Raw genomic sequence first — 21,585 nt, 5'->3', positions numbered from 1 at the left:
GAACGCCTGGGGTCTGCCATCGGCCGGCCGCCACAGCCAGCGCGAAAGAACCCCCGCCGCGCCGTCCACCCGGCGCAGCGTGGAACCTGTCGGCACGCCTGCAGCGTCCGGCGCAGAGACAGCCCGGCATGGCCGGGCAATCCAGCCAGATGGACGAAGCCCGGCACAGGGCCGGGCTGGTGGCGTGCGGCCGGTGCTTCAGGTCACGGCCGCAGGGGGTGGCACCGATCAGGCACCAGGCGGAAGGGGTTCATGCCGCACGGATCGGTATCACCTGCGCCCCTTGCCTCAAGCGGTCCAGGTAGTCCGCCCACACCTGCAGCATCTCCCGCCGTTGCTCGACGAACTGCGTTCTGTTGTAGGCACGCCCCAGCGCGTCCGGCACGGCATGGGCCAGTTGCGCCTCTATCACCTTGTCATCGAAGTTCAGGCGCTCGGCCAGCATCGTGCGGGCCGCAGCACGGAACCCGTGCATCCGCATTTCATCCGGGCCGAAGCCCAGCGCGGACAGGGCCGCATTCAGGGTGTTTTCGCTGATCGTCTTGGACCGATCCCGCACCCCCTGAAACACGAACTGCTGATGACCCGTCAGGCGCCGCAGCTCCCGCAGGATCTCGACAGCCTGACGCGGCAGGGGGACAAGGTGAGGCGGGCCGTTCTCCTTGGCGTGCTTGCGCCGCTTCATCCGCGTGGCCGGCACTGCCCACAGCGCGGCGTCCAGGTCGAACTCTGACCACTCCGCCGCCCGCAGTTCAGCACCGGGCCGAAGGAACAGCAGCGCGGCCAGCTTCAGCCCCTCGCGTGTCGCCGGGATGCCGCGGCATCCGTCGATCGCCCGCAGCAGCTCGCCGAAGCGGGCCGGGTCGGTGATGGCTGGAATGTGTTTCGTCTGGTGCGTCCTCAGAGCGCCGGCCAGGTCGCGGGCCGGATCGCTGGTGACTCGACCTTCAGCCACTGCGAACCGGAACACCTGGGAACAGGTGTCCCGCACACGGTGCGCCGTCTCGACCACGCCGCGGGCCTCCAGCCGGCGCAGCACGGCCAGCAGTTCAGGCGGTGTGATCTCGCCGACAGGGCGCCGCCCGATGTAGGGGAATGCGTACAGCTCCAGACGACGTATGACCTTGTTCGCGTAGGTCGCCGCCCAGTCGCCGCGCTGCACGTCGAACCAGGAACGCGCCACCTCTTCAAAGCTCCCCAGCGCGGGAAGCCCAGCGTCTGCCCGGCGCTCATCTTCCAGCGCCTGCACGGTGGCGGTCTTCGCTTCCTTGCGTACCGTGCTCGGGTTGATCCCTTCGGCCAGCAGTCGCCGCGCCTCGTCGGCCTTGCGGCGTGCCAGTGACAGCCCGGTGTCCGGGTAGGTGCCAAGGCTCAGGGTCTTGCGCTTGCCCTCGTGGCTGTAGTCGAAGCGCCAGGCGTGTGACCCGCCCTTGACGAACAGCAGCAGGTACAGCCCCCCGCCATCGGTCAGGCGTTTCCGTGGGTCTTGCGCCTTGATGCCTCTGAGGTGGGCATCGGTCAGGATCATCCGGGCCATGTGCAGTAACTCCCTTGGTGCAGTAACCCGGATTGTCCGGTTACTGCCGAAGTTCCTGCAATTTGTCGTGGCTGTCGGCGCACCTTGGCGCACTAACCCGGACAACAAAAAAGCCCTAGAGCGTTGATTCTCAAGGGCTTTTTCTGGTTTGTCGGACCTTGGCGGACCGTCTGAATCGTTGTGGTGGTGGAGAGGAGGAGGATCGAACTCCCGACCTTCGCATTGCGAACGCGACGCTCTCCCAGCTGAGCTACCCCCCCCGACACAACGTTTCAAACTATATCACTGTTTTTCCACGCGCTGCGCTCGTGCCCGCGCCAGTACGGCTTCAATGACCGACTGCTTGCGCTCGGTGGGGCCGGAAGTCTCCACAATACGCACGGGACTGCTGCGCTGCTTGTGGCTCAGGTAGCGACTGCGTGCAGCATCGGCTTGCGCAGGAGTCCACGCCTGCCAGCCCGTCTGGCCCGGCGTGACGATGTCCAGCGAAATGCAATCCACCGGACACGCCGGCAGGCACAGCTCGCAGCCGGTGCAGTGCGCTTCGATCACCGTGTGCATCTGCTTGTGCGTGCCGACGATGCAATCCACCGGACACGCCTTCAGACACAGCGTGCAGCCGATGCACCATGCCTCGTCGATGACGGCCACCGTCAGCGGACCCTCCAGTCCGCAGGCACTGTCCAGTGGCCGCACAGGCTGACCTGTCAGCGCCGCGAGCCGTGCCACGCCGTCCATGCCACCCGGCGGGCAGCGGTTGATCGCTGCCTCGCCCTTGGCCACCGCTTGGGCATAGGTCCGGCAGTCCGGGTAGCCGCAGCGGGTGCATTGGGTTTGCGGCAGCACTGCATCGATCTGGTCAACCAGGGTCGGCATGGCGCGCGGGGACGGCAGATCGTCGCGTCAGGTGGCGGACGTTGCCTTCTTGCCTTTGGCGCGGGCCGGTGCTGGCTGTGGTGCGGGCGCTTCGCTCTCGGTGTTGGCGGTGCGGGTGCTGACGGAGGTCTCGGCCGTGGTTGCCGGGGCGGGTGTCTGCTGGTGCTGCAGGATGAAACTGCGCACCTGCGGATACGCCATTTCACGCCAGCGGCGGCCCGCGAAGATGCCATAGTGACCAGCGCCTTCCACCAGGTAGTGCTGGCGGCGGTCTGCCGGGATGCCGCTGCACAGGCCATGTGCCGCTTCGGTCTGGCCAGCGCCAGAAATATCGTCCAGCTCGCCCTCGACCGTCAGCAGTGCAGTGGTCGTGATGTCCTGCGGACGGACCAGCTCGCCCTTGACCTTCCAGGTGCCGTGGACCAGCGAGAAGTCCTGGAACACCGTGCGGATGGTTTCGAGGTAGTAGTCCGCGTCCATGTCGAGCACGGCGTTGTACTCGTCGTAAAACTGGCGGTGCGACTCGGCGCTATCGTCATCCCCGCGCACCAGATCGAGGAAGTAGTCCCAGTGCGAGTTGGCGTGGCGATCCGGGTTCATCGCGACGAAGCCGGTGTGCTGCATGAAACCGGGGTAGACGCGGCGGCCAGCGCCGGGGAAGTTCTGCGGCACGCGGTAGATCACGTTCTGCTCGAACCACTCGTGCGTGCGGTTCATCGCCAGGTTGTTCACCGCGGTCGGGCTCTTGCGGGCGTCGATCGGGCCGCCCATCATCGTCATCGTGCGCGGCGTGAATTCGCCTTTGGACGCCAGCAGCGAAATCGCCGCCAGTACCGGCACCGTCGGCTGGCACACCGAGATCACGTTGACCTCCGGGCCAAGCAGGCGGATGAAATCCTGCACATACGCGATGTAGTCGGCCAGGTGGAACTCGCCATTGGCCAGCGGCACCATGCGCGCATCGACCCAGTCGGTGATGTAGACCTTGTGGTCCTGCAGCAGCGTGCGAACGGTGTCACGCAGCAGCGTGGAGTGGTGACCTGACAGGGGCGCCACCACCAGCACGATCGGCTGGGCACGCATGCGCTCCAGCATCTGTGCGTTGTCGGTGTACCGCTTGAAGCGCAGCAGCCGGCAGAAGGGCTTGGCCTCGATCACCTGCTCCTGCACAGCCACATCGATGCCCCCCTCTGCCTGCACCGACGTGATCCCGAAGGCCGGCTTCTCGTAGTCCTTGGTCAGGCGGTGCATCAGATCGAAGCCAGCAGCCATCCGTTGCGAGCCGGGTGCCTGGGCGAAGGGCGACAGCGGGTGGCTGTAGAGCTTGCCGGTGGCGCTGGCGAATTCGGCAAACGGACTGAGCAACGCGCGTTGGGTTTCGTACAGTTGATAAAGCATTGCGATTCCTCTGACTACCGGGGGCTTCGTCACCGGGCGGGGTGGCGGGCGGATATGTTGCAGTGCAGCATTGTATGCCTGCACCACCAACCCGTGAGGATGAATCGCACGCCGCCAGGAATCAAGCCGGCAATTTCCCCCAACTTGCTCCCAGCAGCCGTACCAATCGGTACCTACTTCAGTGTCACTTCCACCCGCCGCGCCTCGGCCGCCGATCCGCTGCCGGTGGACTCGGCGGGCTTGCTCAGCTCGACCTTGTCCTCGGCGACGCCGAGTGCCTTGAGCGCGTCGCGCACGGCCAAGGCCCGCTGCTTGGCCAGTTCGGCGTTCTTGGCCGGATCACCGCTGGCATCGTGGAAGCCACTGAGCACGGCCATCTTGCCTTCCCCGACCGCCTTGACGACATCCGCGAGCGCGGCCGGAGCACCATCCGCCAGGGCCGCTCCGCCGGAGGCGAAGTAGAACTTGACGACGCCGTTCTCGACCTTGATCGAAGCCGCATCAGCGTCCGCGACAGGGGCTGCCGCGGACGCCACGGCAGGTGCGGTCTCGACCTTGGCTGCCGGGACGGGAGCCGAACCACCCGAGAGCAGCGGCACGATCAGCAGCGCCACGATGTTGATGATCTTGATCAGCGGGTTGATGGCGGGGCCGGCGGTGTCCTTGTACGGATCGCCCACCGTGTCGCCGGTCACTGCGGCCTTGTGCGCGTCGCTGCCCTTGCCACCGTGGTGACCGTCCTCGATGTACTTCTTGGCGTTGTCCCAGGCGCCGCCGCCGGTACACATCGAGATCGCCACGAACAGGCCCGTCACGATGGTGCCCATCAGCAGCCCGCCCAGCGCCGCTGGTCCGAGCAGCAGGCCCACGACGACCGGAACCACGACCGGCAGCAGGCTCGGCACGATCATTTCCTTGATCGCCGCGCTGGTCAGCATGTCCACCGCGCGGCCGTACTCCGGCTTGGCGGTCCCTTGCATGATCCCGGGGATGTCGCGGAACTGCCGGCGCACTTCCTCGACCACGCTGCCCGCGGCACGCCCGACCGCCTCCATCGCCATCGCGCCGAACAGGTAGGGAATCAGCCCGCCGATGAACAGGCCGACGATCACCAGGTGGTTCGACAGGTCGAAGCTGACGTGCATCCCGCGGGCTTCGAGCGCGTGGGTGTAGTCGGCGAACAGCACGAGTGCCGCCAGACCCGCTGAGCCGATCGCGTAGCCCTTGGTGACGGCCTTGGTGGTGTTGCCCACGGCGTCGAGCGGGTCGGTGATGTCGCGCACCGACTTGGGCATCTCGGCCATCTCGGCGATGCCGCCGGCGTTGTCGGTGATCGGGCCATAGGCGTCGAGCGCCACGACGATGCCCGCCATGCTCAGCATCGAGGTCGCGGCGATGGCGATGCCGTACAGACCGCCAAGCTGGAACGCGGCCAGGATCGCCAGACAGACGAACAGCACCGGCCACGCTGTCGAGCGCATGGACACGCCCAGGCCGGCGATGACGTTGGTGCCGTGGCCGGTGGTGGAGGCTTGGGCGACGTGCTGCACCGGGGGGTATTGCGTGCCGGTGTAGTACTCCGTGATCCAGACCATCGCCGCGGTCAGCACCAGACCGACCACGCAGGCGCCGAACAGCCGCATCTGGCTGCCAGCACTGCCCAGCACGTCGTCGGGCACGAACATCGTCGTCACGAAGTAGAACGCCACCAGCGACAGTGCGCCCGCGACGATCAGCCCCTTGTAGAGTGCCGGCATCACGTTCTTCATGCCCGGGCTGGCCTTGACCACGCTGCAGCCGATGATCGACGCGATGATCGACACCCCGCCCAGCAGCAGCGGATAGACCACTGCCACCATCGGCGCCGTGGTGATCAGCAGCGCACCGAGCACCATCGTGGCGATCAGCGTCACCGCGTAGGTCTCGAACAGGTCGGCCGCCATGCCGGCGCAGTCGCCGACGTTGTCGCCGACGTTGTCCGCGATCACGGCCGGGTTGCGCGGGTCGTCCTCGGGGATGCCCGCTTCGACCTTGCCCACCAGATCGGCGCCGACATCCGCGCCCTTGGTGAAGATGCCGCCGCCGAGCCGCGCGAAGATCGAGATCAGCGACGAGCCGAACGCCAGCCCCATCAGCGGCTTGAGCGCCGTGGACAGGCCCGCCGCGTCGGACGTGCCGCCATTGGTCAGCACCCAGAACACGATGCCCACCCCCAGCAGGCCCAGCCCGACCACCAGCATCCCGGTGATCGCGCCGCCCTTGAACGCGACGTTCAGCGCCTCGTTCATGCCCTTGGTGGCGGCTTGCGCCGTGCGGACGTTGGCACGCACCGACACGTTCATGCCGATGAACCCGCAGGCGCCCGACAGCAGTGCGCCGATGACGAAGGCCACCGCGGTCGAGGTGCCGATGAACAGCGCGATCAGTACCGCCAGAACCACGCCGACGATGGCGATGGTGCGGTACTGGCGGGCCAGGTAGGCGGCGGCACCCTGCTGGATCGCCGCGGCGATCTCCTGCATGCGCGCGTTGCCGGCGTCTTGTTTCAGGATCCAGCTTCGGGTGATGAAGCCGTACAGGACTGCAGCCAGGCCGCAGAGCAGCGCCGCCGTCAGCGCGGTGGTCATGGACATCGGAGTCTCCTTCCTCGTGGGGGGTGGGTCGTCGAACTCGGGCAAAGATGTCTGGCGTCCTGAACACGTTGCATGGGCAGGGCAGGGCGCAATGGGGCTGATCCTAGAAGAAGCGAATTGTGAAAACAATCACGCCAGCATGGTGTTTTCCAGCACGACCAGCACTTTTTCAGTGCATTGGCTCGCCCGGCGCTGGTGCGGGCTGGGTGCGGTGCAAGGACTGCGCAAGCGCACCCCGTAGAATCCCGAGGTTTGTTCGTCCCCCAATCGGAAAAACCCTCCCCATGAGCCTGCACAACGTCACCCCCGGCGCGAAAGCCCCCGAGCAATTCAACGTGGTCATCGAGATCCCGATGAACGCCGATCCGATCAAGTACGAAGTGGACAAGGAAAGCGGCGCGCTGTTCGTGGACCGCTTCATGACGACGGCGATGCACTACCCGTGCAACTACGGCTACATCCCGCGCACGCTGGCCGACGACGGAGACCCGGTGGACGTGCTGGTCATCACGCCGTTCGCGCTGACGCCGGGCGTGGTCGTGACCTGCCGCGCCATCGGCGTGCTGCAGATGGACGACGAAGCCGGCGGCGACGCCAAGCTGCTGGCCGTGCCGATCGACAAGGTGCTGCCGATCTACACCCACTGGCAGAAGCCGGAAGACATCAACCAGATGCGCCTGAAGGCCATCCAGCACTTCTTCGAGCACTACAAGGACCTGGAGCCGAACAAGTGGGTCAAGGTCAAGGGCTGGGAAGGCCCGGAAGCCGCCAAGGCCGAGATCGTCAACGGCATGGCCGCGTACGACAAGGCCAACGCGGCCTGATCCGGGTCGCACGGCCACAAGGGAGCCTCTGCGGCTCCTTTTTTTTCGCCCGTAGACTACGGGCATGAACTGGAACCAGGAACTTCTCAACAGCGCCCTCTGGCTTGGCAAGACCTTTGCCATCACGCTGGTGGTCTTTGTGCTCGTGATGGGCGTGCTGGCCCGAACCACGTCATGGGGGCGGCAGTTCTGGTCGCTCAGCGGCGCCTACTTCTCGCCGAAGCGGAGCTGGCGCCCGCTGCTCGGCCTGGCGTTGCTGCTGCTGTGTACGCTGTTCGCGGTGCGGATGAACGTGCTGTTCTCGTTCTGGTACAACGATTTCTACAGCGCGATGCAGGCACTCGACCAGCCCAAGTTCTGGTTCAGCCTCAACCTGTTCGGCATCCTGGCGGCGATCCATGTGGTGCGTGCGCTGGCCACGTCCTACATCCGCAGCGCCTTCGTCATCCACTGGCGCCTGTGGCTGAACGAGCGCACGGTCGGCGAGTGGCTGGGTGGCCAGTCCTACTACCTGGGTCGCTTCGCCCAGCCCGCCGTGGACAACCCCGACCAGCGCATCCAGCAGGACGTGACCACGCTGGTGGGCAGCACGCTGACACTGGCGCTGGGGCTGGTCGGCGCGGTGGTGTCGGTCTACGAGTTCACCGGCATCCTGTGGAAGCTGTCGGCGTCGATGACGGTGTTCGGCACCGAGGTGCCGCGGGCGATGGTGTTTCTGGTCTACCTCTACGTGCTGGTGGCGTCGTTCTTCGCGTTCCGCATCGGCCGGCCGCTGATCGAGCTGAACTTCCTCAACGAGAAGTTCACCGCCAACTACCGCTACCTGCTGGTGCGTGTGCGTGAGTACGGCGAGAGCATCGCGTTGTACCGCGGCGAGCGGGTGGAGCAGCGCGGCCTGCTGGCCAGCTTCGCCGCGGTCATCGCCAATGCCTGGGTGACGCTGTGGCGGGCGCTGAAGTTCGAAGGCTACAACCTCGTGATCAGCCAGATTTCGGTCGTCTTTCCGTTCATCATCCAGGCGCCGCGGCTGTTCTCGGGTGCCATCAAGCTTGGCGACGTGATGCAGACCAGCCAGTCCTTCGGGCAACTGGCCGATTCGCTGTCCTTCTTCCGCAGCTCGTATGACGACTTCGCCGGCTACCGCGCCGTGCTGGACCGGCTGAGCGGTTTCGAGCAGAACGTGGCGGCGTCGGCGCGGCTGTCGCTGCCGGAGGTCAAGGAGAATGCCTCGGCGCTGGTGACGCGCAAGCTGACGGTGAACCGGCCGGATGGTCAGGCGCTGCTGCGCGACCTGGACCTGACGCTGACCACCGGGCAGGCGCTGCTGATCCGCGGCCCGTCCGGCTCGGGCAAGACGACGCTGCTGCGCACGCTGGCGGGGCTGTGGCCGTTCTCGACCGGCGAATCGGAGCGCCCGACCGGCGCGGCGAGCCTGTTCCTGTCGCAGCGGCCGTACCTGCCGGTGGGCAGCCTGCGGGCCGCGCTGGCGTATCCGGCCGAGACGGTGTCCGACGACGTGGCGCGGCAGGTGCTGGCGCAGGTGCAGCTCGGCCAGCTCGCGGACCAGCTCGATGTCGTGCAGGACTGGTCGCAGGTGCTCTCGCCGGGCGAGCAGCAGCGGCTGGCCTTCGGGCGGGCGCTGGCGAACCGGCCAGCGATCATTTTCCTCGACGAAGCCACCTCGGCCACCGACAGCGGGCTGGAGCACGCCCTCTACGGCCTGCTGCGCACCCACCTGCCGCAGGCCATCCTCGTCAGCGTCGGCCACCGCCAGACGCTGGTCGCGTTCCACGACCAGGCGCTGACCTTCACGGGTGAGGGGCGCTGGGTGATCGAGCCGGTGGGCTGAGCGGAATCGGGTCAGTCCCCGCCCAGCCCCAGCGTGTTCGGCTGTCGCTTCTCGACCGCGTTCTTCAGCAGCGCGGCGACCCGGTACACCCCATGCGCGAACTTGCCGTAGGGCAGGGTCGCGAACAGCGCCATCACCACCCCGAGATGCACCGCCAGCAGCGCGGCCATCGTCCCGGTATCGCGCCCGACCAGCAGCGCCAGCCCCGTCAGGCTGACCAGGAACAGCAGCGCGATGAAGCCCCGGTCCATCGGCCGCTGCGCCGGGTCGCCGTGCAGCGGGTCGCGCCGCAGGTTCAGCCACAGCAGCCCCGCCGGCCCGACCAGCAACCCGATGCCGCCGAGCGTGCCGAGTACCACCGGCAGGCTGGTGAGCGGGTAGGGCGCCTGCAGCCCGAGCGCGTAGTGGTACAGCGTCGCCACGCTGGTCGAGACGAAGCAGAGCATGAAGCCGTAGAACGTGGCGTGGTGCCAGCGTCGGCGCCACAGCGTGAAGCGGTCATCGGCGTCGTTGCAGCCTTGGCCGTGGCCGCCGCCGAGGTACTTCAGCCGCAGCGCGTCGTGCGTCGCCTCGGCCACCGCCGCGCCGCTGGTGGCCCCCGGTGACACGCCGCGCCAGAAGCGCCGCACCCCCATCGCCAGCGCCAGCACCGCCCAGCCGAACACCGGTGCAAACATCCCGACCAGCAGGTTGTGCGGGAACAAGGCGTAGAAATTCCCGGCCATCGGCGCATGCCACAGGCCGCCAGTCATCGCCAGCACCATCACCAGGAACAGCGCCAGCCCACCCGCGAGCGCCAGCGCCACCGTCAGCCCGCTGCGCTGGTAGAGCCGGCCGAACGCGGGTGGCCACGCATGGTCGGCGTAGGTCGTCAACCGCACTTGCGCCATCGCCCGCGGCACGTTTACCGCAAATTCGTGCGGCGGCGCGTACTGGCAGGCGTGCAGGCAGGCGCCGCAGTTGTGGCAGAGGTTGGCGAGGTAGTGCGCATCCGCCGGCGTGAAATCGAGCCGCCGCGTCATCGCCGGGAACACCGCGCAGAAGCCCTCGCAGTAGCGGCAGGCGTTGCAGATGGTCATCACGCGGGCGACCTCGTCGGTCTGCGCGGTCGTCTGGTGGGTCGGGACGAATTCGCCGCGCCCGAGCGCCAGCGCGTCACGGGTCAGCGCCTCAAGCGTCTGCATGGCGAACCCCCTCGCGTTGCGGTTGTTGTTGTTCCAGCGCGCTGCGGGCTGCTGACGTGCCGGCGATGCGGCCGAACGCTGTGCCGATCGACATGCCCACGCCGGCCGTGTAGCCCTGCCCGAGCACGTTGCCGGCCATCATCTCGCCCGCCACGAACAGGTTGCCGCTCGCCCGGCCGCCGAAATGCACTGCGGCTTGGTCATCGGTCTTCAGCCCGAGGTAGGTGAAGGTCACGCCCGGCCGCAGCGTGTAGCCATAGAAGGGCGGCGTGTCGATCGGCCGCGCCCAGTGTGTCTTGGCCGGGGTGATGCCCTCGGTGCGGCAGTCGTCGAGCCGGGTGTGGTCGAAGGTGCCGACGCGGCAGGCGCGGTTGTAGTCGTCGAGGGTCTGCATGAAGGTGGCTTCGTCCAGGCCGAGCTGGCGGGCGAGGTCGGGCAGGGTGTCGGCCTTGTTGCCGGGAAAGACCGGCGGCATGAAGCGCCCGATCGCCTTGCTGTCGATCACGCAGTGGGCGATCTGGCCGGGCTGGTGCGCGACGAGGCGGCCCCAGATCGCGTACCGCTTGGGCCAGAAGTCCTCGCCCTCGTCGTAGAAGCGCCGTGCCTCGCGGTTGACGACGACGCCCAGGGACACACAGTCGATGCGCGTGCAGATGCCGCCGTCGTAGAGCGGGGCGCGGGCGTCGATGGCGACCATGTGCGCCTGCGTGGCGTCGCCGATCGGGTCCGCACCGTGGTTCAGCAGATCGCGCAGCAGCGTCCCTTGGTTGAAGCGGGTGCCGCGGATCAGGAAGTTGTCCGCCGGCCACTCGCCGCGCTCGTTCTGGCCCCACGCTTCGCGCAGCCAGCCGCGGTCCGACTCGAAGCCGCCACACGCCAGCACGCACGACCGCGCCGCGATGCGCTCCTCGCCGACGAACGCGGCGACGAAGCGGTCCCCATCGAGTTCGATCCGATCGACCGGCGCCTCGTAGCGGATCTGCACGCCCAGCCGCTCGGCGCTGCGGTAGTACGCGTTCACCAGCGCCTTGCCGCCACCCATGAAAAACGCATTCGTGCGCGCCGTGTGCAGCGCGCCCGACAGCGAGGGCTGGAAATGCACCCCATGCGAGCGCATCCAGTCGCGGCAGTTCGCGGACGCGCGGATCACCAGCCGGGCCAGCGCCTCGTCGGTCCTGCCGCCCGTCACCTTCAGCAAGTCCTGCCAGAACTCCTCTTCCGGGTACGCCTCGACCAGCACGTCCTGCGGCGCGTCGTGCATGCAGCGCAGGTTGCGGGTGTGGCTGGAGTTACCGCCCCGCAGGTCACGTGGCGCCGCTTCGAGCAGCATCACCGACGCCCCCGCCTCCCGCGCCATCAACGCGGCGCACAACGCGGCGTTGCCGCCGCCGATCACGAGCACATCGACCATCGTGGTTCTCGCTTCGCCTCAATCTGCCCGGATGCTGGCGCGCTTGACGATCTCTTTCCAGACCTTCTGCTGCTGCGCGATGTAGGCCGCGAACTCGCTCGACGGCCCGCCGCCGCCCACCGCGCTGTCGCTGGCGAACCGCTCGGTCACCGAGTTCGATTTCAGCGCCTTGAGCGACTCTTCCTGGAGCTTCTTCACGATGTCGGCGGGTGTGCCGGCGGGCGCCAGGATGCCGTACCACTGCGAGGTCTCGAAGTCCTTGAAGCCCATCTCGGCCACCGTCGGCACGTCCGGCAGCGCCGCCAGCCGCTGCGGCGTGCCGACCGCGATGGCGCGCAGCTTGCCCGACTTGATGTGCGGCAGCAGCGCCGGCAGCCCGGCCGACGATGCCTGCGTGCGTCCGGCGAGCAGGTCGGTGAGCTGCGGGCCGGTGCCGCGGTAGGGGATGTGCGTGATGAACATGCCCGTCACCAGCTTCAGGTACTCCATCGCGAGGTGGCCGGCGCTGGCGTTGCCCGCCGAGCCGTAGTTGAGCTTGCCGGGGTTCTTCTTCGCGTAGGCGACGAACTCCTGGAAATTGGTCGCCGGCACGTCCGGGTGGATGACGAACAGGTTCGGCACCTTCGCCAGCAGCGTGACCGGGATGAAGTCCTTGTTCACGTCATACGGCTGGTTCGGGAAGAGGTAGGGGTTCACCGCCAGCGAGCCGACGTGGCCGAGGATGATGGTGTGGCCGTCCGGGGTGGACTTGGCGACATCCTGCATCGCCGGGATGCCGGCGCCACCGCCCTTGTTGTCGATGTAGACCGTCTGGCCAAGTTGCTTGGTCAACTCGTGCGCGACCGTGCGTGCGACGATTTCCGACGTGCCCCCCGGTGCAAAGGGCACGACAAAGCGGATCGACTGCTTCGGCCAGCCAGAGGCCGTGGCGGGTGCCGCAGTTTGTGCCGCAGCGAGTCCGGGCAGGGCCAGCGCCGCAGTGGCGGACAGGAAGTGGCGACGGTCGATGGTCATGGGGCGGTCTCCTCGTTGGAATGGGTCGTGCCAGTGTCCGGAACTCGGCTCAGAACTGGTAGCGGCGCAACCCTCCATCCACCGGAATCACCGTGCCCGTGATGTAGCTCGCCAGCGGGCTGCTGAGGAAACACACGAGGTTCGCCAGATCCTCCGGCTCGCCGTAGCGGCCGACCGGGATCTCGTTGTCGCACTGCCACTGCCGGTACTCGGGCGTGTAGTTGCGGAAGATCTGCTCGGAGTGGATGCGCCCCGGCGGGATGCAGTTCACCGTGATGCCGTGCTTGCCCACCATCCGGCTCAAGCCCTTGGCCCAACTGTGCATGCCGGCTTTCGCGCAGAAGGCGCCGTTGATGTGCTCCGGCTCGCTCTTGCCCGTGATGTTGATGATGCGGCCCCATTCGTTGGCGATCATCTGGTCGATCAGCGCGTCGCCGAGCTGGCGCGGGCGGTGGAAGTTCAGCGTGATCGCCTCCTGCCACTGCTCCTCGCTCACGTGCAGTTCCTTGAAGCTGCGCGAGCCGCCCGCGTTGTTGACGAGGATGTCCACGCGGCCCAGCCCGGCCACCGCGGCGTCGGCGATGCGGCGGGCGGCGTCGTCGGCGTACATGTCCTGCTCGATCAGCACGGGTTCCGCACCACCGGCCGCGACGATCTCGGCGGCGACTTCACGCAGTTTCTCGGCGCGGCGGGCGGACAGCGCCACGCGCACGCCTTCGGCTGCGAGCGCCAGGGCGATGCCGCGGCCGATGCCGACGCTGGCGCCGGTGACGAGGGCGGTGCGCCCGGTGAGTTGCAGGTCCATGGGGAGTGTCTCCGTCGTTCGGGTTCGGGTGAAGCGAATCGGGACACTGTAGGCAGCCCTCGGCCCGGGCGCCAGACCGCTGCCGGCAACGGGTCTTCAGTTTTCGTGAAGGCGGGCGCCGGTCCAGCGGCCCTCCTGGACCAGCGTGCGCGCCACGTCGGTCATCACGACACGGGTGGCCAGCGCGGCGGGCGAGAGTTCATCGTCCGACAGGCTCACCAGCAGGTTCGGCCGCCGCGCCTGGTCATCGGCCAGCGGCACCAGGCGCAGCGCGGCTTGCGGCAAGCGCGCTGCCGCCGATCCCGGCTGGATCGTGGCGCCCAGCCCCGCGCAGACGGCGTCCATCAGCAGCGCCAGCCCGTCGATCTCGGCGATGACGTGCGGCGTCAGGCCGGCGCGCTGGAACGACTGGTTCAGCAGCGCCCGCAGCCCGTGCGGCCCGCTCGGCAGGATCAGCGGCAAGTCACCCAGCGCGTCGAGCCGCACTTCGTGGCCCGTCGGCAGGCCGGGTAGCGCCGCCGAGCCGATGACAAACAGCGCCTCGTCGAGCAGCGGCATCACGCTCCAGCGCCGCGCCGCCTCCGACTGGAACAGCACGGCGAGGTCGAGCTGGCGGGCGTTGAGCATCTGCGTCAGGTGGCCCGAGAGGTTCTCGATCAAGTGCAGCCGCACATCCGGGTAACGCACCCGCATCGCCCGCATCAGCGGCAGGCCCAGCACGGCGGCCGTGGACGGTGCCAGCCCGACGCTGACGTGGCCCGACAGCCGCGCCTGCTGTGCCGCACGGCCGGCTTCATCGACATGGCGCAGCACGAGTTGCGCTTGCCGCCAGAAGGCCACACCGGCATCGGTGGGCAGCACGCCGGTGGAGCTGCGCTGCAGCAGCCGGGTGGACAGCTCGCTTTCCAGCCGGCTGATCTGCTGGCTCAGTGCGGAGGTGACGACGCCGAGTTCGGTGGCGGCGCGGCCCATGCTGCCGAACTCGATGACCTTCACGAAGTAGCGCAGTTGCCGCAGCTCCATCGTTGAACTCTGCCGGATCAGGGCCGTGGATCGCTGGCCGCGGGCACTGGTGGTGCCACGGTGTCCCGCGCCATGCACACCCGGTAGCGCATCTCGCAGCGTTCGGCGAACCACGCCGTGGTCAGCTTGCGCGTGATCTTCGGGCTGTTGAGTTCGATGTCGGGCAACTGCTCGCGGGGAGGTTTCAGCCCGCGCTTGTCGGCCAGTTGGTACAGCCGCCGGTAGGTCGGCGACTGCTCGAAGGCGAACTGTTTTTCCAGCTTCAGATCCCGCTCGATCTGCGCGGCGTTGACCCCGAGTTCCGCCTGCAACGCCAGCAGCGCCCGCCACGCCTGGCTCGGCTCGGTGCGCGGCGATACCGGCTCGCCGCCCTTGTAGCGCAGCAGGTCGCCGTCCGGATCGAGCTTCTGGCCCGTCAACTGGGACAGCAGCGACTGCACGGCGGCGTTGCGGCTGCTGTAGCGGCCGGCGTTGTAGTCGGCGAAGCGGTAGAGCATGCGGTTGTACGAGACTGGGTAGTCCAGCAGCATCGCCGCGCCGAAGTAGAGGCCGCCACGCCGCTTGAACACCTCCTCGCGCGGGGTGCCGGCCGGGCGCCACGGGTAAGGCTTTTCGCGCATCTGCTCACTGGCGAAGGCCACGCTGACCTGCGTCGAGCCGCCGGTCTTCACCGGGTTCTGGCCCTCGAACAGCGTCGTGCCCATCGGAATCTCGCGGATCATGTCCTCGAACAGCAGCGACAGCTCGCGCTCGGTGCGCAGCGTGTCGAGCCGGTGCTGGAAAGTCTTGCCGTTGGGCGACGTTCGGGCCATCGCCAGGTCGAACACCGGCTTGGGGATGCCGTACCTGGTGCGCTTCTTGTCGAGTTCGGCGGCGGCGACCTTGGCCAGATTGGCGACGGGCGGGTCGGCCTGCCAGGTCGATTCCTGCTCGATCACGGCGGCGAGCGCGCAGACCTTGTGCGTCTGCGCGGGGATCGACAGCGCGGCGAAGCTGGTGGCGATGTCGTCGGCCCAGGCGCTGCGCTCGGCGATGTTCGGTGGCAGCACGCGCAGGGCCACCGCGCGCACGTCGGCGGCGCTGACCGGTGGGGATGCGGGCGGCGGCGGTGGAGCGGGGGGCAGCGGGGGCAGGGCCGGCAGCGGGGGTGGCACCGGCACGGGGACCGGGGCAGGCGCTGGCATGGGTGCTGGGACGGGTGTTGTCGGCAGCGTGATGACCGGCGCCGGTGTGGGCGCAGAGGGCAGGCGGTCGCTGGGCAGCGTGGTGCAGGCGGCCAGCCCGGCCATCACGGGGACGAGGGCAGCAAGGCGCAGGGAAGTGTTCATGCGGAGGCGATGTCGGTGGCGCAAACAAAAACGGCCTAGCGTGGATGACGCTAAGCCGTTGATCTTCCAGATGTCTTGGCTCCCCGACCTGGACTCGAACCAGGGACCTGCGGATTAACAGTCCGTCGCTCTACCAACTGAGCTATCAGGGAATTGTGCAGTTGCGAATGCCGCTTGCAATGACGTTCAGCGCGATTGTGTCTGGCTCCCCGACCTGGACTCGAACCAGGGACCTGCGGATTAACAGTCCGTCGCTCTACCAACTGAGCTATCAGGGAATCGTGCCGCGCGTTGCGTTTTTGGCGTCAACTGACAAGACGTACATTCTATGCTGCCAACAATAGCCTACGCAATAGTTTCTGGCAATTTTATTGCGCGGCCTCTATCTGAACTCGACCGTGGGGTTCAGACCAGTGCCGGCAGGGCCAGGTGGCACACGCTGCCGCCGTTCGGGTGGTTCTTGCAGCGCACGTCGCCATCGAGTCCACGCAGGATCTGCTGGCAGATTGCCAGTTCCAGGCCACTCCCGTCGGCGCAAGCATCACTGGCCCTGCGGGGCTGGAAGAACGCGGAGAACATCGTGTCGCATTCGCTGTCGGGCATCCCCGGCCCGGCGTCGTGTATCCACCAGTGCAATCCCCCTTCGCTGTCGCGCGAGGCCCGGACTTCGACCGTGCTGGCTGGGGGCGAGACGCGCACGGCCCGCTCGATCAGCGTGCGGACCGCCTGCTGGAAGCGCAGGGCGTCCACGCTCGCCACCATGCCATCGGCACATGGCTTGACCACGATGTCGATCTGGCGCGCACGGGCGTCGATGCGTGCGTGCCGGATCACCTCTTCGATCAGATCGCCCGTGTCGGTGTCGCTGCGGTGGAGCGTGCCGGTGGCGTTCTTGACGCGCGAGAGGTCCAGCAGGTCATTGACCACCGACAGCATGCGTTGACCGCCACCCTGGATGTGGGTGAACAGCTCGTGTTGCGCGCTGTCGTGGCGGCTGCGCATGACGCCGAGTTCCGAGAAGCCGATGATCGACTGGAGTGGCGTGCGCAGCGCATGGCTCAGGTTGCCGATGAATTCGGACTCTGCGCGGTGGGCGGCGGCGGAGGCGGTCATGGCATCGGCGGCGCGCTGCTCGGCCTCGCGGAAGCTGGTCACATCGGTGATGCTGCCGATCACGCCGCCGGGACGACCGTCCGGGCGTGTCAGCGCCACCTTGGCGATCAGGGCCTGGCGGCTGGTGCCATTGCGCAGGACGATGTTTTCCATGTAGTTGCTGTGGCCGGCCCCCGCCCACAGCGCCACATCGCGCACGGGGTGGTAGGCCAGGTGGCTCAATGTGGGGTCGGTGTCGGCGCGCTGGCCGATGAGGTCGTCGCGCCGCACGCCGAGAAAGTCCTCGAATGCCTGGTTCACCAGCACGTAGCGTCCTAGCGGATCGAGCACGAACATCGGCGCCGGTGCCGCCTCGATGACGGCCCGCAGGTGGCGTTCGCTTTCCTCCAGCCTGCCGCGTGTGCGGTCCAGCGCGGCGGCCATGCGTTCATGGGCGCGCAGGCTGCGCCAGCCCGCGACGGTGCCGGCTGCGATCATCAGCATCCCCACGAGGTCCACCACCAGCAGCCAGCCCAGCTTGCGGCGCCACATCGTGCTGACCTCGGTCATCGATTCTTCGACCACCACCACCAGCGGGTGCTTGCGGCTGGCCCGGAACGCGGTGATCACCGGGGTGGCGTCCAGCCCCAGGCCCTCGTAGCTGCCGTGTTCCCGGTCAGGCAGAAACTCCTGCAGCGCACGGTGGGCTGGCACGCTGGTGCCGGGCAGGCGCTGCACCCCCTCGGTGCCAGCGAGCAACCGCCCTTGGTAGTCGAGCAAGGCGGCGTTCAGCGACCGCTCGCCCAGGATCTGCTGGAAGTGGTTGGCGAGGTAGTCCGGGTTGAAGGCGGCCACGGCCAGCACGGACTGTCCATCGGCCGTGGTGCCCCGGTGGACCAGCGTCATCACCCCGACGCCAGGCAGGGTCCGGGAGGAACCCGCGGCGCGCGGGACCGCTTCCTGTGCGGCCGAGGCCGCATCGACCAGATCCCTGCCGGGCAGCCATGGCCCTAGCCAAGCTTCACTGGCTTGTGCCGGCTGGCCAAACCGGTGCAGATCAAGCACCACGCCGACCGTGGCGGGATTGGAGCTGACCAGCACCTTGCCCGCTGTATCCAGCACGGACAGGCTGCGCAGATACGGTCGCCCCCGTACCGCCTCGACCAGCCGCTCGGCCAGATCGCCGTAGACCTGCTCGCGCTGGTGCATCCGCTCGCTGACCATGGTCAGCGTGAGGGCGGCGGCGTCGAGCGTCCGGGTGGTCTCGTCCTCCAGCAGGCGCGCCAGAAGCTGGGTGCGGCGGGTTTCCTGCGCGGCGGTGTCTTGGCGCTGGTAGTAGGAAAAGGCCCCGGACAGCAGCACCAGCAGCATCACCAGCACCGAGCCGACCCAGAGCAGGTGGTGGCTGCTCAGCCAGGTCGGGCGGGTGGACACGTCGCGCAGTCCCATGGCAGAGGCTTCAGCGGGCACTGGGGCGCACCACGATCTCCACCAGACGGTGCCGCCGGGCTGCGCTTTCCAGCCGGCCGTCCTGGCGCATGTCGGTCACGAACCGGTTGACACGGGCCAGCCATTCCTCGTCCCCGGGGCGGACGGCGTAGGCATACGGCAGCACATGGAAGGGTTGCGGCGGACTGATCAGCCTCGCCCATTCGGCGTTGTCCAGCAAGCGCCGGCTGTAGGGGTAGTCCGTCATGAAGACATCGACCCGGCCGGCTTCGAGTTCCTGCTCGCGCGTGGCAGGCGGGCGGATCACGACCATGCTCGCCTGCTTCAGGGCGTCGCGCATGACTGGCTCCATGAACGTGCCCGCCTGGACGGCAACCTGCACCCCTGGTTGGTCGATGTCCTCCCAGCGCCGCACGACCCGGCTGCTGCGGGTGGTGACGGCGTAGATGTCGCTTTGCAGGTAGGGCTGGCTGAAGCGCAGGACTTTTTCGCGCTGCGGCAGGACGCCGACCGCAAACATCGCGATGTCGCAGCGGTCCTTCAGCAAATCCTCGGCCAGCGTCGCGAACGAGGAATCGACGTGGTTCAGCCGCGTGCCCAGCTCGCGGGCGAATTCGGCCGACAGATCGATGTCCAGCCCCGTGAACTGTCGGGTCTTGGGGTTGCGGTAGCTGATGCCGTAGTAATCCGGCCAGACGCACACCCGCAGCTCGCCGCTGCGCTGCACCCGGTCGAGCACCTCGCCGGCCACGGCGTTCTGGCACAGACCTGGCAGCACGGACAACAGCACACCGGCCATCACTTGGATGACCTGTACGTTCACTCGCATCTTGCTTCTTGTTGCCTCGGGTTGGTGTGGCGACTGTGCTGTGCAAAGTCGGGGTTGCAAAGACGCGAATTTTGACATCGGGCGAGTGTGCAGCGGCCCCCGGTGAAACCACGGGATGCGGACACTTGCGCGGCCGATTCAGTCCTGTGGCCGTGAGGGAATTCGCACAAGCGTGCGGCTGGCTCAGTCCGTGAGTCCGAGCCGGCGTTGCAGGACGGCGCTGCTGGTGGTGTAGAGCAAGGGGCCGCGCAGTTGCGGGTACAGGCGCGTGTGGGCGGCATGGGCGGCGAGCGTCGCCTCATGGAAGCCGCAGACGATCAGCTTGAGCTTGCCAGGGTAGGTGGTGATGTCACCGACGGCGTGGACACCGGGCACCGAGGTCTCGAACGTGGCGGGCTGAACAGGCAGCAGCTTGCGCTCCAGGGCCAGGCCCCAGTCGGCGATCGGACCCAGCCGCGGACTCAGCCCTTGGCAGACGACCAGCACGTCCAGCGCCCGCATGGACTCGCCGCCCTGTGCGTCCAGCACCGTCACGTTGTCCAGCCGACCGGCCGTGGCGTGTGCCGCAGTGATCTGGCCGATGCAGATCCGCAGGCGCCCGTCGGCCCGCAGCGCGGTGATGCGTGCCAGCAACACCGCGTCAGCGGTGAACTGGTCGCGCCGGTGCAGCAGGGTCACGTCTGGCGTGCCGGGTTGCTCGGCGAGCGTGGCGGCGCGTTGCAGCGCGGCGGCGTCCCCGCCGACCACGATGATCCGCTGGCCGGTGAAGGGGGTCAGGTCGTCGGGGTGGTGAACGACCTGGTGCGGCTCATGCGCCTGCAGCCCTTCGACGGGCAGGCGGCGTGGCACGAACGCGCCCACACCGGCCGCGACGAAGACGCTGCGCGCGTGGAACAGCGGGCCGGCGGTGGTCCCGACGGCAAAACGTCCATCCGGCAGCAGCTGCAGGCTCTGCACCGCCACCCCGAAATGCAGACCGGGCCGCAAGGGGGCCACCTGCTGCAACAGCCGCTCGGTCAGCTCCCGGCCGGTACACACGGGCACGCCGGGGATGTCGTAGATCGGCTTGTCCGGGTAGAGCGCGATGCACTGTCCACCCGCCTGCGGCAGCACGTCCACCACCTGTACCGACAGCCCCAGCAGCCCGAGCTGGAACGCCTGGAACAGCCCGACCGGACCCGCGCCGATCACCAGCGCATCGGTCTCGATCGGTGCAGCCGGTGCGCTGGTCACGTCGTCCCCCGATCCCGTTCAGCGTTGCAGGAACTGGATCTTGTCCTTGACGTCCTTCCAGTCATCAGCGTCCGGCAGAGGGGCCTTGCGCTTGGTGATGCTGGGCCACTTGGGCGTCAGTTCGGCGTTGATCTTGATGAAGGCGAGCTGGTCCGCCGGCACGTCTTCCTCGGGGAGGATGGCGTTCACCGGGCACTCGGGGATGCAGACCGCGCAGTCGATGCACTCGTCCGGATCGATGATCAGGAAATTGGGGCCTTCGCGGAAACAATCGACGGGACAGACGTCCACGCAATCGGTGTACTTGCAGCGGATGCAGGCTTCGGTGACGACGTGTGTCATGACGCGGTTTTCACTTGGGTAAGTTGAGAAGGGGAACGTTCGGAGAAACGTTCAATTTTAAGTCGGATGTGCCACGGGCCGCGCACCGGCGCCCACCGTGACCAGCGTCGGCCGGCCTCGGTGCAGCGGATCGGCTTCGGCGAGGGTGGCCACCGTGTGGCGGCTGAACTGCTCGTCGGGCCACCCCGCACGCGAGATCACCACCACGGCCATGTCGCCCGGCCAGCCGACTTCGGCGAGCCGCTCGGCCAGCGAGGGCAGTTGCCGGCCCGCCATGTAGAACACCTCGGTGTCGGCGCTGCGGCGGGCTTCGAGGTCGCCGGTCTGCGTCATCGCGGTGCTGAAGGCGACGCTGCGACCGACGCCGCGGCGCGTGAGCGGCTGCTGCGACACGGCGGCGGCGGCCAGTGCCGAGGTCACGCCGGGCACGACCTCGCAGCCGATGCCCGCAGCCCGCAGGGCCTGCAGCTCCTCTTCGAGCCGCCCGAACATGCTCGGGTCGCCGCCCTTGAGCCGCACGACCTTGGCCGACCGCTGCGCACACTCGACCAGCAGCGCGTTGATGCGCGTCTGGCCGGTGCTTTCGCTGCTGAAGCCGCGCTTGCCCACGTCGATCCACTCGGCGTCGGGCGCTTCTGCACGCAAGGCCGGGTCGGTCAGCGCATCGGCCAGCACGACCTCCGCCGCCCGCAGCCGGTTCAGGCCGCGCACGGTGATCAGGTCGGCCGAGCCGGGTCCGGCGCCGATGAAGACGACGC

At 67.9% G+C, this 21,585-nt stretch carries 17 protein-coding genes and 3 tRNA genes; 2 read left to right on the top strand and 18 right to left on the bottom strand.

What is annotated here, in order from left to right:
• Positions 1-250: 250 nt before the first annotated feature.
• From QZW52_RS06810 to QZW52_RS06790, 5 genes are all read right to left on the bottom strand, one after another.
• Complete coding sequence (locus QZW52_RS06810) at positions 251-1,537, bottom strand: tyrosine-type recombinase/integrase (protein WP_293996632.1); 1,287 nt, start codon at positions 1,535-1,537, stop codon at positions 251-253.
• Positions 1,538-1,721: 184 nt separating this feature from the next.
• Positions 1,722-1,797, bottom strand: a tRNA-Ala gene (locus QZW52_RS06805).
• Positions 1,798-1,819: 22 nt separating this feature from the next.
• The gene (locus QZW52_RS06800) at positions 1,820-2,413 is read right to left on the bottom strand and encodes an electron transport complex subunit RsxB (RefSeq protein ID WP_293996630.1); all 594 of its coding nucleotides are present in this window, start codon (positions 2,411-2,413) and stop codon (positions 1,820-1,822) included.
• 27 nt (positions 2,414-2,440) lie between these two features.
• The gene (locus tag QZW52_RS06795; protein WP_293996628.1) at positions 2,441-3,811 is read right to left on the bottom strand and encodes a polyhydroxyalkanoate depolymerase; all 1,371 of its coding nucleotides are present in this window, start codon (positions 3,809-3,811) and stop codon (positions 2,441-2,443) included.
• 173 nt (positions 3,812-3,984) lie between these two features.
• Positions 3,985-6,444: a sodium-translocating pyrophosphatase gene (locus tag QZW52_RS06790; protein ID WP_293996626.1), complete on the bottom strand. Its 2,460-nt coding sequence runs from the start codon at positions 6,442-6,444 to the stop codon at positions 3,985-3,987.
• 284 nt (positions 6,445-6,728) lie between these two features.
• On the opposite strand from QZW52_RS06790, the gene ppa reads away from it, so the two are divergent.
• Together ppa and QZW52_RS06780 are read left to right on the top strand one after the other, a co-directional pair.
• Positions 6,729-7,268, top strand: a complete 540-nt coding sequence (gene ppa / locus QZW52_RS06785; RefSeq protein WP_293996624.1) for an inorganic diphosphatase — start codon at positions 6,729-6,731, stop codon at positions 7,266-7,268.
• A gap of 64 nt (positions 7,269-7,332) precedes the next feature.
• Positions 7,333-9,117, top strand: coding sequence for an ABC transporter ATP-binding protein/permease (locus tag QZW52_RS06780; protein WP_293996622.1), 1,785 nt, complete (start codon positions 7,333-7,335; stop codon positions 9,115-9,117).
• A gap of 11 nt (positions 9,118-9,128) precedes the next feature.
• Here the strand turns inward: QZW52_RS06780 and tcuB are convergent, their stop codons facing one another.
• The 13 genes from tcuB to cobA all read right to left on the bottom strand — a co-directional run.
• On the bottom strand, positions 9,129-10,301 hold the full coding sequence (tcuB, locus tag QZW52_RS06775) for a tricarballylate utilization 4Fe-4S protein TcuB (protein WP_293996620.1): 1,173 nt from the start codon (positions 10,299-10,301) through the stop codon (positions 9,129-9,131).
• The gene (gene tcuA, locus QZW52_RS06770) at positions 10,288-11,712 is read right to left on the bottom strand and encodes an FAD-dependent tricarballylate dehydrogenase TcuA (RefSeq protein ID WP_293996618.1); all 1,425 of its coding nucleotides are present in this window, start codon (positions 11,710-11,712) and stop codon (positions 10,288-10,290) included. Before tcuA ends, tcuB begins: the two co-directional genes overlap by 14 nt.
• Positions 11,713-11,730: 18 nt before the next feature.
• Positions 11,731-12,726, bottom strand: coding sequence for a Bug family tripartite tricarboxylate transporter substrate binding protein (locus tag QZW52_RS06765; protein ID WP_293996616.1), 996 nt, complete (start codon positions 12,724-12,726; stop codon positions 11,731-11,733).
• 49 nt (positions 12,727-12,775) lie between these two features.
• On the bottom strand, positions 12,776-13,531 hold the full coding sequence (locus QZW52_RS06760; RefSeq protein ID WP_293996614.1) for an SDR family oxidoreductase: 756 nt from the start codon (positions 13,529-13,531) through the stop codon (positions 12,776-12,778).
• Positions 13,532-13,627: 96 nt separating this feature from the next.
• Entirely contained in the window at positions 13,628-14,554 is a 927-nt protein-coding gene (locus QZW52_RS06755; protein ID WP_293996612.1) for a LysR substrate-binding domain-containing protein, read from the bottom strand.
• 17 nt (positions 14,555-14,571) lie between these two features.
• Entirely contained in the window at positions 14,572-15,882 is a 1,311-nt protein-coding gene (locus QZW52_RS06750; RefSeq protein ID WP_293996610.1) for a DUF1615 domain-containing protein, read from the bottom strand.
• A gap of 76 nt (positions 15,883-15,958) precedes the next feature.
• Positions 15,959-16,034 (bottom strand) — tRNA-Asn (locus tag QZW52_RS06745).
• Between the two features lie 50 nt (positions 16,035-16,084).
• Positions 16,085-16,160: transfer RNA gene (locus tag QZW52_RS06740), tRNA-Asn, on the bottom strand.
• 127 nt (positions 16,161-16,287) lie between these two features.
• Positions 16,288-18,423 carry a sensor histidine kinase gene (locus QZW52_RS06735; protein ID WP_293996608.1) on the bottom strand — a complete coding sequence of 712 codons (2,136 nt, stop codon included), beginning with the start codon at positions 18,421-18,423 and terminating at the stop codon, positions 16,288-16,290.
• A 10-nt stretch (positions 18,424-18,433) separates the two neighbouring features.
• Complete coding sequence (locus QZW52_RS06730) at positions 18,434-19,222, bottom strand: ABC transporter substrate-binding protein (RefSeq protein ID WP_293996607.1); 789 nt, start codon at positions 19,220-19,222, stop codon at positions 18,434-18,436.
• 213 nt (positions 19,223-19,435) lie between these two features.
• A complete protein-coding gene (locus tag QZW52_RS06725; protein ID WP_293996605.1) occupies positions 19,436-20,485 on the bottom strand; it encodes an NAD(P)/FAD-dependent oxidoreductase in 1,050 nt (349 codons plus the stop codon).
• An 18-nt stretch (positions 20,486-20,503) separates the two neighbouring features.
• Positions 20,504-20,827 (bottom strand): ferredoxin FdxA, encoded by a 324-nt coding sequence (gene fdxA, locus QZW52_RS06720; protein WP_293996603.1) that lies wholly within the window; start codon positions 20,825-20,827, stop codon positions 20,504-20,506.
• 57 nt (positions 20,828-20,884) lie between these two features.
• Positions 20,885-21,585: uroporphyrinogen-III C-methyltransferase (cobA, locus tag QZW52_RS06715; RefSeq protein WP_293996600.1), on the bottom strand; the 701-nt coding region annotated here is incomplete at its 5' end.

It is taken from the genome of Sphaerotilus sp., assembly GCF_013299175.1.
Classification (GTDB): domain Bacteria; phylum Pseudomonadota; class Gammaproteobacteria; order Burkholderiales; family Burkholderiaceae_C; genus Sphaerotilus.
Note: the sequence above shows the minus strand (reverse complement) of the source record. Positions and strands in the feature narration are given on the sequence as shown.